This window comes from Nocardioides acrostichi, assembly GCF_015319165.1.
Taxonomy (GTDB): Bacteria; Actinomycetota; Actinomycetes; order Propionibacteriales; family Nocardioidaceae; genus Nocardioides; species Nocardioides acrostichi.
In genome coordinates this window covers 482,092-496,570 of the sequence record NZ_JADIVZ010000001.1, presented here as the reverse complement: position 1 = coordinate 496,570, position 14,479 = coordinate 482,092, and the positions used below count along the sequence as shown (strand labels likewise).

The 14,479-nt window shown below is 71.7% G+C and carries 14 protein-coding genes; 4 read left to right on the top strand and 10 right to left on the bottom strand.

Going from position 1 to position 14,479, the window contains the following annotated elements:
* Position 1 precedes the first annotated feature (1 nt).
* The 7 genes from ISG29_RS02350 to rimP form a co-directional block, all read right to left on the bottom strand.
* The gene (locus ISG29_RS02350) at positions 2 to 952 is read right to left on the bottom strand and encodes a bifunctional riboflavin kinase/FAD synthetase (protein ID WP_194501730.1); all 951 of its coding nucleotides are present in this window, start codon (positions 950 to 952) and stop codon (positions 2 to 4) included.
* Between the two features lie 44 nt (positions 953 to 996).
* Positions 997 to 1,878, bottom strand: coding sequence for a tRNA pseudouridine(55) synthase TruB (gene truB / locus ISG29_RS02345; protein WP_194501729.1), 882 nt, complete (start codon positions 1,876 to 1,878; stop codon positions 997 to 999).
* Positions 1,875 to 2,351 carry a 30S ribosome-binding factor RbfA gene (rbfA, locus tag ISG29_RS02340; protein ID WP_194501728.1) on the bottom strand — a complete coding sequence of 159 codons (477 nt, stop codon included), beginning with the start codon at positions 2,349 to 2,351 and terminating at the stop codon, positions 1,875 to 1,877. Before rbfA ends, truB begins: the two co-directional genes overlap by 4 nt.
* A 184-nt stretch (positions 2,352 to 2,535) precedes the next feature.
* Positions 2,536 to 5,355 (bottom strand): translation initiation factor IF-2, encoded by a 2,820-nt coding sequence (gene infB, locus ISG29_RS02335; protein WP_194501727.1) that lies wholly within the window; start codon positions 5,353 to 5,355, stop codon positions 2,536 to 2,538.
* A 90-nt stretch (positions 5,356 to 5,445) separates the two neighbouring features.
* Positions 5,446 to 5,760, bottom strand: coding sequence for a YlxR family protein (locus ISG29_RS02330; protein ID WP_328827639.1), 315 nt, complete (start codon positions 5,758 to 5,760; stop codon positions 5,446 to 5,448).
* 94 nt (positions 5,761 to 5,854) lie between these two features.
* On the bottom strand, positions 5,855 to 6,859 hold the full coding sequence (nusA, locus tag ISG29_RS02325; RefSeq protein ID WP_194501726.1) for a transcription termination factor NusA: 1,005 nt from the start codon (positions 6,857 to 6,859) through the stop codon (positions 5,855 to 5,857).
* Complete coding sequence (gene rimP / locus ISG29_RS02320; protein WP_194501725.1) at positions 6,859 to 7,428, bottom strand: ribosome maturation factor RimP; 570 nt, start codon at positions 7,426 to 7,428, stop codon at positions 6,859 to 6,861. The genes nusA and rimP overlap by 1 nt, the downstream gene beginning before the upstream one ends.
* A 142-nt stretch (positions 7,429 to 7,570) precedes the next feature.
* Between rimP and ISG29_RS02315 the strand changes: the two genes are divergently transcribed.
* Entirely contained in the window at positions 7,571 to 8,110 is a 540-nt protein-coding gene (locus ISG29_RS02315) for a hypothetical protein (protein ID WP_194501724.1), read from the top strand.
* On the top strand, positions 8,110 to 8,550 hold the full coding sequence (locus tag ISG29_RS02310) for a ferritin-like domain-containing protein (protein ID WP_194501723.1): 441 nt from the start codon (positions 8,110 to 8,112) through the stop codon (positions 8,548 to 8,550). The genes ISG29_RS02315 and ISG29_RS02310 overlap by 1 nt, the downstream gene beginning before the upstream one ends.
* A gap of 382 nt (positions 8,551 to 8,932) precedes the next feature.
* Here the strand turns inward: ISG29_RS02310 and ISG29_RS02305 are convergent, their stop codons facing one another.
* Positions 8,933 to 9,679 carry an HAD family hydrolase gene (locus tag ISG29_RS02305; RefSeq protein ID WP_328827634.1) on the bottom strand — a complete coding sequence of 249 codons (747 nt, stop codon included), beginning with the start codon at positions 9,677 to 9,679 and terminating at the stop codon, positions 8,933 to 8,935.
* Positions 9,676 to 11,475 carry a proline--tRNA ligase gene (locus tag ISG29_RS02300; protein ID WP_235958417.1) on the bottom strand — a complete coding sequence of 600 codons (1,800 nt, stop codon included), beginning with the start codon at positions 11,473 to 11,475 and terminating at the stop codon, positions 9,676 to 9,678. Before ISG29_RS02300 ends, ISG29_RS02305 begins: the two co-directional genes overlap by 4 nt.
* A gap of 185 nt (positions 11,476 to 11,660) precedes the next feature.
* Between ISG29_RS02300 and ISG29_RS02295 the strand changes: the two genes are divergently transcribed.
* Together ISG29_RS02295 and ISG29_RS02290 are read left to right on the top strand one after the other, a co-directional pair.
* Complete coding sequence (locus tag ISG29_RS02295; protein WP_194501722.1) at positions 11,661 to 12,761, top strand: hypothetical protein; 1,101 nt, start codon at positions 11,661 to 11,663, stop codon at positions 12,759 to 12,761.
* 215 nt (positions 12,762 to 12,976) lie between these two features.
* Positions 12,977 to 14,071: a hypothetical protein gene (locus ISG29_RS02290; protein ID WP_194501721.1), complete on the top strand. Its 1,095-nt coding sequence runs from the start codon at positions 12,977 to 12,979 to the stop codon at positions 14,069 to 14,071.
* Here ISG29_RS02290 and ISG29_RS02285 read toward each other — a convergent pair.
* Positions 14,037 to 14,426, bottom strand: coding sequence for a DoxX family protein (locus ISG29_RS02285; protein ID WP_194501720.1), 390 nt, complete (start codon positions 14,424 to 14,426; stop codon positions 14,037 to 14,039). The genes ISG29_RS02290 and ISG29_RS02285 overlap by 35 nt on opposite strands.
* Positions 14,427 to 14,479 lie beyond the last annotated feature (53 nt).

Below are 14,479 nucleotides of genomic sequence, written 5' to 3'. Positions count from 1 at the left end.
GTCAGCCCGCCAAGAGCGTGCGAGCCTGGTCGACGTCGGCGTGCATCTGTTCGACGAGGGCCTCGACCGAGTCGAAGGCCACCATGCCGCGCAGTCGCTCGACGAACGAGACCTCGACCTGGCGGTCGTAGAGGTCGAGTGCGCCGTCAGCGGCCGGATCGTGGTCGATCACGTAGGACTCCACCCGCCGCTCGCGGTGGCCGGCGAAGGTGGGGTTGGTGCCGACCGAGATGGCGGCCGGGTACCGCCGCCCGTCGTCGCGCGTGGTGAGCCACCCGGCGTAGACGCCGTCGGCCGGAGCGGCCACGCCCTCGGTGACGGGCACGTTCGCGGTAGGGAACCCGAGCTCGCGCCCCCGACGGTCGCCCCGCGCCACCACGCCGTACACCGCGAAGGCCCGGCCGAGGGCCTCGGCCGCCCCCGCGACGTCGCCCTCGATGAGGCAGGTCCGCACGTAGGTCGAGGACCAGACCTGGGGACCACCATCGAGCGGGATGCCCTCGGCGGTGAAGTCGTGCACCTTCCCCAGCTCGACGAGGGTGGCGACATCGCCGGCCGCCCGGTGACCGAAACGGAAGTTGGTGCCCACCACGACCGCCGCGGCGCGCAGCGCGTCGACGAGCACGTGCTGCACGAACTCCTCGGGCGACCAGGCCGCGACGTCGCGGTCGAAGGGCAGTGCGAGCACGGCGTCGGCCCCGGCCTCCCCCAGCAGCGCGGCACGCAGCGGCACGGGCGTCAGCGTGGACGGCGCGTGCTCCGGGCGCAGCACCGACATCGGGTGCGGGTCGAATGTGACCGCCACGAGCGGGAGCCCCCGCGCGTCGGCCACGGCGCGCCCCCGGCGCAGCACGTGCTGGTGCCCGAGGTGGACGCCGTCGAAGTTGCCGATGACGACCACCGTGCGGCGCCAGCGCGACGGCAGGTCGGCCGGATCGTGCAGCAGGTCCACACCGTGAACCTTACGGCGACCGGTCGGGTGGAGACCCAGCCCGGTCAGCAGAAGACGGCGACGGCAGCCGCGTGGTCCCCTCGAGGCTCGTAGAGCGCGAGGAACTGTCCGCCCGGCGCGAAGAGAGCGGTCAGGCCGTTGAGCGAGACGTCGAGGCGGCGTCCGACGCGCACGGCGGCGGCACCGGTGTCGTCGAGTTCCAGCGCCGGGAAGGCCGCTCGGGCGGCGGCGTCGAGCGAGAGCACCGCGAACTCCTCGGTGAGGTGCTCGAGGGTGCGAGCGACGTCGAGGCCGTAGGGGCCGACCGCGGTGCGCCGCAGCGCGGTGAGGTGGCCGCCCACCCCGAGCACGGCCCCCGCGTCACGGGCGATCGCACGCACGTAGGTGCCCGAGGAGCATCGCAACGAGACGTCGGCGTCGACGTACTGGCCCTGCTCCCCCGCACGCCGCACGTCGTGGACGACCAGGTCGTGCACGGTGACCGGGCGGGCCTTCAGCTCGACCTGCTCGCCGTCGCGCACGCGCTGGTAGGCGCGCTTGCCGTCGACCTTGATCGCCGAGACGGACGTCGGCACCTGCTCGATGTCACCGACGAAGGTGGCCAGGGTCGAGCGCACGACCGCCCCGCCGAGGTGTGCGGCGGTCGCGCCGTCGAGCGGCTCGCCCTCCGCGTCGTCCGTCGTGGTGCCGAGCCCGAGACGGATCGTCGCGTCGTAGGACTTCTCGGTGAGCATGAGGTGGCCGAGCAGCCGGGTGGCGCGCTCGACTCCGAGCACGAGCACCCCGGTGGCCATGGGGTCGAGCGTGCCGGCGTGCCCCACTTTCCGGGTGCCGGCGAGGCGGCGCACGCGGGAGACGACGTCGTGCGACGTGATCCCGGCAGGCTTGTCGACGATGACCAGTCCCGGCGTGCCGGGTTCGGTCACTCCTCGTCCCAGTCGTCCGCGAGGCCCTCCGCGTCGTCGCCCTCGAGGTCGCGGGGCTTCTTGTACGGGTCGGCCTCGCCGGCGTACTGGCTACCGCGGGTGGCCGCGACGGCGTCGTCGTGCTGCTTGGCCCGCGCGAGCACCTCGTCGAGGTGACGGGCCGACTCCGGCAGCGCATCGGCGACGAAGTCCAGCGTCGGTACGTGCCGGGTGCCGAGCTGCTTGCCGACCTCGGAGCGGATGAGCCCCTTGGCCGACTCCAGCGCGACGGCCGTGCTGGCCATCTGCGCCTCCTGGTCGGCCGGCGAACCGAGCACGGTGTAGAAAATCGTCGCGTGCTGACTGTCGCCGCTCACGCGCACGTCGGTCACGGTGACGAACCCGAGCCGCGGATCCTTGATCCGGCGCTCGAGCATCTCGGCCACGACGACCTGGATCCGGTCGGCGATCTTGCGCACCCGGGGGCTAGCCATGTCAGTCATTCTCTTTCATCAGGGTTCTGGACAGACCACCCCACCCGCGCACCGCGACCAGGCAGGGCTGCGTCGGCAGCTGGACAGACCGTCGAGCGAAGCGAGCTCCACGCGTTCGCCGCCTCGCGGCTCAGCGCCAGAGGCGCTGAGCCGCGAGGTGCTGGTCGGCGGAGCCGACGGGGCGTCAGCCCCGGGGGATCTCCCGCATCTCGAAGCCCTCGACGATGTCGCCTTCCTTGATGTCCTGGAAGTTCCTGAGCACGAGACCGCACTCGAACCCTTCTCGGACCTCGGAGGCGTCGTCCTTCTCGCGGCGCAGGGAGGCGAGGTCGAGATTGTCGGCGACGACGGAACCGTCGCGCACGACCCTGACCTTGGCGTTGCGCCGGATGAGGCCCTCGGTGACCATGCAGCCGGCGATGTTTCCGACCTTGCTGGAACGGAAGATGGCCCGGATCTCGGCCTTGCCGAGAGAGACCTCCTCGTACTCCGGCTTGAGCATGCCCTTGAGGGCGGCCTCGATCTCGTCGATGGCCTGGTAGATGACGCTGTAGTAGCGGATCTCCACGCCCTCGCGGTCGGCCATCTCGGTCGCCTTGCCCTGGGGCCGGACGTTGAAGCCGATGATGATGGCGTCGGACGCCGCGGCGAGGTCGACGTTGGTCTCGGTGATGGCGCCGACACCGCGGTCGATGACCCGGATGCCGACCTCCTCGCCGACGTCGATCTTGGACAGGGCGTCCTCGAGGGCCTCGACCGAACCGGACACGTCGCCCTTGAGGATGAGGTTGAGCTCCTGGCTCTCGCCCTTCTCCATGGAGGCCATGAAGTCCTCGAGGCTGCGACGCACGCGGCGCTTGGCCTGCATGGCCGCCCGCTCGCGAGCCTCGCGCTTCTCCGCGATCTGTCGGGCCATCCGGTCGTCGTCGACCACGATGAAGTTCTGACCGGCACCGGGGGCGGCGTTCAGACCGAGCACCATGGCCGGCCGCGACGGGTCGGCCTCCTCGATGTTGTCGCCGTGCTCGTCGAGCATGGCGCGGACGCGACCGTAGGCCGGTCCGGCGACGAGGCTGTCGCCGACCCGCAGCGTGCCGCGCTGCACGAGCACGGTGGCGACGGGGCCGCGACCACGGTCGAGGTGGGCCTCGACGACGAGTCCCTGCGCGTCCTGCGTGGGGTTGGCGCGCAGGTCGAGAGAGGCGTCGGCGGTGAGCACGATGGCCTCGAGGAGCTTGTCGAGGTTGAGCTCGGACTTGGCGGAGACGTCGACGAACATGGTGTCGCCGCCGTACTCCTCGGGGACCAGGCCGTACTCGGCCATCTGGCCACGGACCTTCGTCGCGTCGGCGTCGGGCAGGTCGATCTTGTTGACCGCCACGACGATCGGCACTTCGGCGGCCTTCGCGTGGTTCAGCGCCTCGACCGTCTGCGGCATGACGCCGTCGTTGGCCGCGACCACCAGGACCGCGATGTCGGTCGCCTGGGCTCCGCGGGCCCGCATGGCGGTGAACGCCTCGTGACCGGGAGTGTCGATGAAGGTGATCCGACGCTCGTCGTCGTCGACGTCGGTCGTGACCTGGTAGGCGCCGATGTGCTGGGTGATGCCACCGGCCTCCTTGTCGACGACGTTCGCGCTGCGCAGCGCGTCGAGGAGCTTGGTCTTTCCGTGGTCGACGTGACCCATGACGGTGACGACCGGGGGTCGCACGACCAGGTCGGACTCGTCGCCCTCGTCCTCACCGAACTCGAGGTCGAAGGACTCCAGCAGCTCGCGGTCCTCGTCTTCGGGCGAGACGACCTCGACCACGTAGTTGAGCTCCTCGCCGAGCAGCTCGAGCGTGGCGTCGTTGACCGACTCGGTGGCGGTGACCATCTCGCCGAGGTGGAACAGCATCTGCACCAACTGGGCGGCGTCGACGCCGACCTTCTCGGCGAAGTCGGTCAACGAGGCGCCACGGGCCAGACGCACGGTCTCACCGTTGCCCTTGCGGACCCGCATGCCGCCCAGGGTCGGGGCCTCCATGGCCTCGAACTCCTGGCGACGCGCCCGCTTGGACTTGCGACCGCGTCGCGACGGACCACCGGGGCGACCGAAGGCACCCTGAGTCTGACCGCGACCGCCGGGGCGACCACGACCACCGAAGCCGGGGCGACCGCCGCCGCCTCCGGGGGGACCACCGGGCGCGCCGCCGCGGGCCGGAGCACCACCGCGACCCGGAGCGCCACCCCGGCCCGGCGCGCCGCCGGGACCGCCGCGGCTCGGACGCCCACCCGGGCCGGACCCGAAGGCGGCCGGGGACTTGGGCATCATCGCCGGGTTGGGACGCGGCATGCCGGGGCGTCCGCCGCTGCCGCCGTCACGGGCGGCGGGGGGACGCGGCATCCGCTGGTCGCCAGCAGGCGCCGGGCGGTCGCTTGAGCCGCCGGGACGGGGTGCGGGACGCTGCCCCATGCCCTGGCTGGAGGCGAAGGGGTTGTTGCCAGGACGCGGCGCGCCACCGCGGCCCGAGGGCCGCGGCGCCGGCTTGGGAGCACGCGGAGTCGGGGCACCACCGGCTGGGCCGGACGGGCCGGACGGGCCCGGCTGACCGGGCTGCTCGGTCTTGGCGGCCGGAGCCTCGGCCTGCTCGGCCTGGGCAGCCGCGGGCTGCTCGGCGGCCTCGGGGGTCGTCGGCTGCTCGGGCGCCTGGGGCGCGGCGGGAGCCTCGGCAGCAGGCGCCTCGGGCGCCGCAGCGGGCTTGGGACCGGGCTTGGGACCGGGCTTGGGTGCAGCCTTCTTGGCCGGCGCCGGGGCGGCAGAACCGCTCTCGCCACCCGACGCAGGCGGCCCCTGGGCCTTCAGCTTCTCGCCGTACTCCTTGCGGAACCGGTGTTCGGCAGGGAGCTCGACGGTGGAACTCGCCGACTTGACGAACTCCCCCATCTCCTTGAACTTCTCGAGAACGAACTTGCTCTCGACTCCGAACTCCTTGGCGAGTTCGTGTACGCGGGTCTTGGCCACAATTCTCCTTCTGGGGCCTCGACCCGGCGTCGCCTGGGTCCGAGACCGCTAGTGGTGGTGCAAACTCATCGGGAGGTACTCATCGAGTGCTCATGAGCTGCTGCTCCAGTTCCTGGTCGTCGTGCTGGTCTCGTCGAGATGCCGCAGGTGCTCGATCACGGTGTCGGCGGGGAGTCCTCCGGCTGGCACCCGGGTGATCCGGAGTGCCCGGGCGAAGGCCCGGCGTCGCACCGCGAGTTCGTAGCACTCGGCAGTGGGGTGGATGTGCGCCCCCCGGCCGGGTGCTCCACCGCGGAGGTCGGCCACCAGGACCGGGAGGCCCTGGTCGTCGATGCCCGCGGTCACCCGCAGCAACTCAGGTTTCGCGGCCCGTGTCCGGCAGCCGACGCACGTGCGTATCGGCACGTGTGCAGGCACAACCGGGGGTGAGGCCACTGCACTCACCCTAGCGCGTCGGCCCTCAGCGGTGCGAACCGGCGACGCGTGCCCATGATCGGCGTCAGTGGTCGGGGGACTCGGCCACGGCGGCGGGGGCCTGGGGCTCCTCGTCGGAGCGGATGTCGATGCGCCAGCCGGTCAGCCGGGCTGCCAGGCGCACGTTCTGACCCTCCTTGCCGATGGCCAGCGAGAGCTGGAAGTCGGGGACGACGACGCGCGCGGCCTTCGCCGCTGCGTCGATCACCTTCACCGAGGTGACCTTGGCCGGTGAGAGCGCACTGGCGACCAGCTTGGCGGGATCCTCCGACCAGTCGACGATGTCGATCTTCTCGCCGCCGAGCTCGGCCATGACGTTGCGCACGCGCTGCCCCACGGGGCCGATGCAGGCGCCCTTGGCGTTGAGCCCGGAGACGGTCGAGGCGACGGCGATCTTGCTCCGGTGACCGGCCTCGCGGGCGATCGCCTCGATCACCACGGAGCCGTCGGCGATCTCGGGCACCTCGAGCGCGAAGAGCCGCTTGACCAGGCTCGGGTGAGAGCGCGAGAGGGTGACCTGCGGTCCGCGGACGCCCTTGCGCACCGACACCACGAGGCACTTGATGCGGGTGCCGTGGCTGTAGTCCTCGCCCGGCACTCGCTCGGCGGGCGGCAGCATGGCCTCCAGCCGACCCAGGTCGACCATCACGTCGTCGGGGTTGCGTCCCTGTTGGATGACGCCCGAGACGATGTCGCCCTCCTTGCCGGAGAACTCGCCGAACGTGATCTCGTCCTCGGCGTCGCGCAGTCGCTGCAGCATGACCTGCTTGGCCGTCATCGCGGCGATCCGGCCGAAGCCCTCCGGCGTGTCCTCGAACTCCCCCACCTGCTCGCCGTCGTCGTCGAGCTCGGCGGCGAGCACGGTGACGTGTCCGCTCTTGCGATCGAGCTCGACACGCGCCTGCTCGTAGGCGCCCGGCGTCTTCTGGTAGGCGGTGAGCAGGGCCTGCTCGATGGCCTGCACGAGCACGTCGAAGGAGATCTCCTTCTCGCGCTCCAGCATCCGCAGCGCACTCATGTCGATGTCCATCAGGCGTCTCCTCCCTGGTCGGTTTCGTCGGCAGTCTGATCGGCCGTCGAATCGGCAGTCGACTCGCTGCCGGGTCGGCGGTTGAACTCGACCTGCACGAGCGCCTTGCGCACGTCGGCGAACGACAGCCGGCGTCGGCGCCCGGAGACGTCGAGGGTGGCACGCTCGTCGTCGGAGTCGAGGATCCTGCCGGTCAGCGTCTCGCCCTCCGCGGTCGTGACCTTGACCAGCCGATCGGCGTTGCGCCGCCAATGGCGGGGCAGCGTGAGCGGTCGGTCGACACCGCGCGAGGTGACCTCGAGGGTGTAGGGCCGCTCCCCCATCGCGTCGCTGTCGTCGAGCACGCTCGACACCACTCGCGTGGCGTCGGCGATGTCGTCGAGCGTCAGGCCGCCATCGGAGTCGACGGCGACGCGCAGCACGGATCGCTTGCCCGCGGAGGAGAGCTCGACGGCCTCGAGGTCGAGGCCGAGGGTCGTCAGCGGTTCGGTGAGAGCCTGCGTCAGCCGGTCGATCTGGTCGCGGCCCCGCGCCCGGTCCGGGCCGGGATCCTGGGACTGATGGCTCATGGGCGACCTGACCTCCGTGTTCTCTTGTCCGCCGCCACCGGGGAGACCCCGCGACGACCCTGCATCACGCCGCGGAACCAGTAGGCCGCGCCGTGTCGCCACCATAGCGGCTCGCCACGGCACGGTGCCCTATCGTCGTCGCGTGCCTGCTCCGCGCCCCACCGCCGCCGCACGGCCGTCGCTGAGTCGTCGGGTGGTGCTCGGGGGCTTCGCGGGGCCGGGGCTGCTCGTCATGGCCGGTCTCGCAGGCTGCGGCGAACGACCGGACGACGCCGTGGGGCGGCCGGCCGCCGGCGCGGGCGATTCCACCGACGACCCCGATCTGGCCCTGCTCGACGCGGCTCGCGCCGAGCTGGCCGGGCTCCTCGTCGTGGTACGCCGGACCCGGCGCCGGCACGCACCGCTTCGCGGCCCGTTGGTCGGCGTCCAGCGCGCGCATGCCACGCAGTTGCGCGTGCTCACCGGCGAGCTGCCGTCGATCGACCCGACGGGGGCCGCTGCCGCTGCGGCCCGCACCCAAGCCGCGGTGGCAGACCTGATCCAGCGCGAGGACGCGCTGCGTCGCCGGCTCACCGGGGCGGCCGTGCAGGCCCAGAGTGGACGGTTGGCGGCCCTGCTCGCGAGCGCGGCGGCAGGCACCGCGCAGCAGCAAGCCCTCCTGGGCCGACTGGCGGTGCGCTGATGGCCGGATCCGACGCCCTGCCCGAGGCGCTGCAGGATGCGCTTGCCGCCGAGCACGCCGCGCTCTACGTCGTCGGCGTGCTGGGGGGTCGTACCTCGCAGTCGGCCGCACCCGTGCTCTTCACCCGTCTCACCAGCGCCTACGACCGGCATCGTGACCAGCGTGACCGCCTCGTGGCCGAGCTCGAGCGGCTCGGCGTCGACCCGGTGGGCGCCGAGGCCGCCTACGTCCTGCCCGGCGGCCTCGGGTCCGCCGCAGGGGTCGAGACGGCCCTGGGTGACCTCGAGACCCGTCTCTGCGCGGCCTACGCGGCCCTGGTCTCGGCCAGCATCTCGACCGTGAGGCGCTGGGCCGGGGAGACGCTCACCGCGTGCGCCCTGGCGGCGCTGGACGCCGGCGAGGACGCCGAGCCGCTGCCGGGCCTGCCCCACCTCGACTGAGTGAGACCACCGGGAGAGGGTGCGATACGACTCCGACCCCCGAAGGAAGTCCCGAGATCTTCCCCGAGGGCCGGAGTCGTGAGGTCTGGACGGAGACCCCGCACGTGTCGTTGGTCGGTGCCGCACATGGGGACGGCTCCGGTTCGACATGCACGATCATGCAATCGAGCGATCCCAGCCGGAAGAGCTGTCCATCCTCATCTGTGTGCAATGCAGAAATGTGCAAAAGAGACGTGCCCCCGGGGGCACCGACTCCTTCGCGCGGTGGGGCGAACCTCTGCCGCATCCGCTGAGCCGCGTCGGGGCTGTCGCAGCCGGTCACGCAGCCATCGAAGAACCTCGGCCTTGCTCGCGGCCCAGCGCCCGCTCGGACGAGGCGACGTCACATCCAGCGAGCCACGATGTCGCGCAGATCGGCCAGCTCGTGAGCCACCGCGTCGGGGGTTCCCTCGGTGTGCCCGCGCTGCACGTCGGGGATGGCGCTGTGCGGGATGTGCACGGCTCGCAGCCCGGCCTGCTGGGCGCCCCAGACGTCGTCGTAGAGCCGATCTCCGACGTAGACGCACCGGGCAGGGTCGCCTGCGCCGACGGCGTCCATCGCGGCTCGGAACGCATGCGGAGACGGCTTGGTCCAGGCGATCTCGGAGGAGTACACGTCGCCGTCGATGAGGTGCAGCACGCCGTCGCGCTCGAAGAAGTCGCGGTGCCACTCTCGCGGCCAGATCGTGTTCGACAGCACGCCGACCGCGATGCCCTGCTCGCGTAGCCATCGCCACAGCGGCTCGACCTGCGGGTCGGTGAACGTGTGCGGCTCCCAGAAGCCGCGGTAATGGTGCAGGTGCTCCTCGTCGTGGTCGAGACCGGCCTCGGTGAAGAGGTCGGCGATCATGGCCGACACCTGCTCGTCGCGGCTGCGGCCCCAGACGGTGTTTCCCGCCGCGCCCAGTCGCTCGGCGTGTGCGGCCGTCTGCTCCTCGGTGTGCTCGGCGCCGTCGACTCGGGCCACCGCCGCGGCCAAGGCTCGGGCCTCGGCGGCGAAGTCGATGTCGTGCCAGGGCGTCAGTGTGCCGCCCCAGTCGAAGATGACTGCCTCGATGCCACTTCTCCCGGCGGGAGATGCGGCCTTCACGGGCGCACGAGGTCGAGCAGGTGGGCGACGACGGCCTCGGCGGCGACCTCGGTCTTCTCCCCCGAGGCACGGTCCTTCACCTCGACGGTGCCGGACTCGGCCAGGTTGCGGCCGACGACGACGATCGTGGGCACCCCGATGAGCTCGGCGTCCTTGAACTTCACGCCGGGGCTGACCTTGCCGGTGCGGTCGTCGTAGAGCACCTCGACGCCGGCCTGGGCGAGCTCGGTGGCGATGCGATCGGCCGCGGCGAAGATCGCGTCGTCCTTGCCGGCGGCGACGAGGTGCACGTCGGCGGGTGCGACGTTGCGCGGCCAGCACAGGCCGAGGTCGTCGAGGGTGCCCTCGGCGATCGCGGCCACCGCGCGGGTGACACCGACCCCGTAGGAGCCCATCGTGACCGTCACGAGCTTGCCGTTCTCGTCGAGCACCTTGAGGTCGAGCGCCTCGGCGAACTTGCGGCCGAGCTGGAACACGTGGCCCATCTCCAGGCCGCGCTCGGCCTCCAAGACGCCCCCGTCGAGCCGGGGGCAGGGGTCGCCCGCGCGAACCTCGGCCGCCTCGATCGTGCCGTCGGCGGTGAAATCGCGGCCCGCGACGAGGTCGAGCACGTGGGAGCCCTCGATGTCGGCGCCGGTGACCCACCGGGTGCCGTCGACGACCCGGGGGTCGACGAGGTAGCGGATGCCGGTCTTGCTCTCCTCACCGAGAGCGCCGGGGCCGATGTAGCCCTTGGCGAGGTCGGGGTAGGCCGCGAAGTCCGCCTCTCCGAAGGGCCGGAACTCGGCCGGGTACACGTGGGCCTCGAGCCGCTTCTCGTCGACCTCGCGGTCGCCGGGCAGCCCGATGGCCAGGGGCTCGCTGGTGCCGTCGGGGTGCTCGAGCACCAGCAGCACGTTCTTCAGGGTGTCGGCACCGGTCCAGGACCGGTCGTCGCGGGGGAACGCCTGCTCGAGGTGGGCCACCAGCGAGTCGATGGTGGGGGTGTCGGGCGTCTGCTCGGCGTGGGCGGCGGGTGCGTCGTCCCACGAGACGGCAGCGGGGGCGGGGATCTCGACGGCCTCCACGTTCGCGGCGTAGTCGCAGACCGTGCACTGCACGAAGGTGTCCTCGCCGACGGCGACCCGCGCGAGGAACTCCTCGGAGCGCGAACCGCCCATGGCACCGGAGTGCGCATAGACGATGACGTAGGAGAAGCCGAGCCGGTCGAAGATGCGGATGTAGGCGTCGCGATGCCTCTGGTAGCTGGCGTCGAGGCCGGCGTCGTCGATGTCGAAGGAGTAGGAGTCCTTCATGATGAACTCGCGCCCGCGCAGCAGCCCGGCGCGCGGCCTCGCCTCGTCGCGGTACTTGTTCTGGATCTGGTAGATCGCGAGGGGCAGGTCCTTGTAGGAGGAGTAGAGATCCTTCACCGCGAGGGTGAACATCTCCTCGTGCGTAGGCCCGAGCAGGTAGTCGGCGCCCTTGCGGTCGTGGAGCCGGAAGATGCCGTCGCCGTACTCGGTCCAGCGGTTGGAGGCCTCGTAGGGCTCCCGAGGCAGCAGCGCGGGGAAGGAGAGCTCTTGGGCGCCGATGGCGTCCATCTCCTCGCGGACGATCGCCTCGACACGGCGCAGCACCTTCAGCCCCAGCGGCAGCCAGGTGTAGATGCCGGGGGCGGCGCGGCGGATGTAGCCGGCCCGCACGAGCAGCTTGTGGCTGGGCACCTCCGCGTCAGCCGGATCCTCGCGCAGGGTGCGCAGGAAGAGGCTGGACATGCGAGAGATCCGGGCTACCCCGGCGTCGTGGCCACTCATGCGCGCAAGGGTACGGCCCGCGTTCCGCGGCCCACCAACCCGTTATCGGGTTCCGCGGGCCCGCCGGGACCGCCTCGCGTGGCGACCTGGACTAGACCGCCGAGCCAGGTCGTCCGTGCTGGACAACCGCGGCACCAGGCGCGGAGTGATGATCACGGAACCACCACCACACCGAAGGGGAACCCATGACGACGACTACTCTGCGAGGACGCCGCTCCGCGGTCATCCGCTTCCTGGCCCTGTGCGCTGCACCTGCTCTCGCGCTGGGCATGGTGTCTCCCGCCCACGGCGCCGATGCCCGTGGCGGCGAGCCCGACGCCCGAGCCGCCATCACCCGCATCCAGCTCGGCCAGCTGACCCGAGGCGCCGACACCGCCGTCCCGTACGTGCGGGGCAACCGCATCGTCGAGGGCGAGGAGTCCACGCCTGCAGGTGGTCGCTTCCCCTGGCTCCTCGGTACCACCCCCGAGGGTGAGTACGTCGTGATGACGTACGCCAGGCGGGGCAACGAGATCCGGGTCGTCACCCCGGGCGGGGACAGCGAGAAGCTGCTCTCGCTGGGCCACGACTGGGCCGTCCTCGGCTCCGACCACACCACCCTGGTGCGTCAGAAGTATCGCTACCGCAAGAACACCTCGGCCCTGACCACGTTCGACGTGACCACCGGCGAGAAGACCGCTCGCCTGACCCTCTCGGGCTTCGCGCAGCCCCTCGACGCGGCCGACGGGACGGTCCTCTACTCCAAGTGGCAGACCCGGCGCACCCTCGCCTGGGACACCGCCGAGGGAGCCACCCGCACGGTGGCCCGCGGCATCGGCTACCTCGCGAACCTCGCCGTGGACCGCCTGGCCACGTTCAAGGGCGACCCGTCCTCCCAGGGCACCTCCGTCGTGTCCACCGTGGGAGACCCCGGCTCGGCCCTCTGGTCGTCTCCCGACGAACTGGTCGGGGCCTTCTCGACCGATGGTTCCCACCTCGCGACCGTGCCGTTCACGACGGATGGTCCTGGCCCCCAGGACGTGCGAGTGCGCGCCCTCGACGGCACCCAGACCGGTCGCTACGTGCTGCGCAGCGGGCTGTTCGACAATGCTCTCTTCGAGGACGCCTCGACCCTGCTGCTCGACACGTGGACCAAGCGCGCCTCGGGCGTGGTCCGATGCGCCGCGAAGGCCTGCGAGCTGGCCTCCGACCTCGGCGACGGGTACGCGGGTTCCTACGACACAGCCGGACGCCGCGCCACGGCTCGGCCCTGGGGCGACCCGCTGGCGCTCGTCAGAGGTCGCTAGCCGCAGGCCCCGGACCGGGGCCGACCTCGACACGTGGTGGGGCCGCCAGATCTCTCGGAGCCGCCCTCGGAGCCGCCTGGGCAAGCCGCCCGGGCGGCTCCTTCCATGGTGGCGACGCAGCAGCCCGCAACCATTCCCGCGCGGACGGCGTCTCTCCTTCGACCAACCCCTCGACGGCCGCGCAAGGCGCAACGCCCACCACGGAAGGCACCACCATGACCAGCACCCACCCCCGCACCACCCCCCGCTCGCTGGCCCGCCTGCTCACTCGCTCGCTCACCGCCGGCGCCGTCTCCGCCCTGGCCCTCGGCGTGATGGCGCCCGCGAACGCCACCGAGCCCGATGCTCGCGCCGCCATCACGAAGATCGATCTCTCGAACCTCGACCGCGGCGACGACTCCGCCGCGCCGTATCTGAAGGGACGCCGCGTCATCGACGACGGCCACGCCACCCGCATCGGGGGGCAGCACCCCTGGCTGCTGGGCACGGCGACCAACGGCGACTACGTCGTCGCGACCTGGGGCCAGGACGGCAGCAGCGTGCGCCTGGTCACCCCCGGCGGCGGCAACGAGAAGTTCCTCTCCCTCGACAACGACTACGCCGTGCTCGGCTCCGACGGCTCCACGCTGGTGCGGCAGAAGTACCGCTACCACCGCGGCGTCTCGATCCTCACGGCCTTCGACGTGACCACCGGCGACAAGCTCGGGCGGACCCGCGTGCCGGGCTATGCCCAACCGTTGGACGCCGCCGCGGGCACCGTGCTCTTCTCCAAGTACGAGAAGGAGCGCACCGTCTCCTGGGACGTCTCCAGCGGTGCGCGCTCGACGCTCACGCGCACGATCGGCTACCAGGCCGACCTCACCCACGACCGGATGGCCGCCTTCACCAAGGATCCCTACGACGGCGGCAAGACGCGGGTCACGAGCATCAGCGATCCGGCCACCGCGCTGTGGGTCTCGACCGACGAGGCCGTGACGGGCTTCTCCCCCGATGCCTCGCACATGACGACCGACTACATCCTGGCCGATGGCCCCGGACCTTCCAACCTCCGCGTGCGCACGGTGAGCGGCGAGCAGACCGGGCGCTACCAGCTCGGTGACGGCTACTTCCGCAGCGTGTTCTGGGAGGACGCCTCGACCGTGATGTTCGACGCGCGGACCCAGAAGGCCTCGGGCATCGTGCGATGCGCCCACAAGCAGTGCGAGCTCGCCTCCGACCTCGGCAAGGGCGACCCCTACTCGCCGAAGGCGATCGCCCCCGAGGGGCGACCAGGTCTCACCGCGCTCGGAAGGCCCGCCACGACGCGGTGAGCATCGGCCACTGCAGCGGCAGCCGGGCCAGAGCAGCAGCCTGATAGGCCCGGTTGTCGCCCGCCATGGCTCCGATCGCCATCTGCACGTTGCCCGGGAACACCCCCGCCACGACCGCCGTGCTGAGCAGGCCCGCCGCCCTGCGGGTGGCCGGGAGGCTCAGCCCGGCGGCGGTGGCGAGCTCGACCACGCCGACGGCGATGTTGACCTCGCGGTGCGCCGGCACCCAGTCGGGCATGAGCGGCTCGAACATCTCTGGCTTCACGATGTGCAGCACGCCGTTGACCGTGTAGGCGCCCACCAGGATCTTGGCGGTGCGCGAGAGCCGCGCGGGGCTCGACGACCTCAGTGACATGTCGCGACTGTAGTGGCGCGGACCTCTCCTCGACGTCGGCGCCCTCCCTGGTC

Coding starts and splice junctions, on each gene's coding strand:
- rbfA (WP_194501728.1), bottom strand. CDS start 2,351: ATGGCTAGCCCCCGGGTGCGCAAGATCGCCGACCGGATCCAGGTCGTC.
- nusA (WP_194501726.1), bottom strand. CDS start 6,859: ATGGACATCGACATGAGTGCGCTGCGGATGCTGGAGCGCGAGAAGGAG.
- rimP (WP_194501725.1), bottom strand. CDS start 7,428: ATGAGCCATCAGTCCCAGGATCCCGGCCCGGACCGGGCGCGGGGCCGC.
- ISG29_RS02310 (WP_194501723.1), top strand. CDS start 8,110: ATGGCCGGATCCGACGCCCTGCCCGAGGCGCTGCAGGATGCGCTTGCC.
- ISG29_RS02300 (WP_235958417.1), bottom strand. CDS start 11,475: ATGAGTGGCCACGACGCCGGGGTAGCCCGGATCTCTCGCATGTCCAGC.
- ISG29_RS02295 (WP_194501722.1), top strand. CDS start 11,661: ATGACGACGACTACTCTGCGAGGACGCCGCTCCGCGGTCATCCGCTTC.
- ISG29_RS02290 (WP_194501721.1), top strand. CDS start 12,977: ATGACCAGCACCCACCCCCGCACCACCCCCCGCTCGCTGGCCCGCCTG.
- ISG29_RS02285 (WP_194501720.1), bottom strand. CDS start 14,426: ATGTCACTGAGGTCGTCGAGCCCCGCGCGGCTCTCGCGCACCGCCAAG.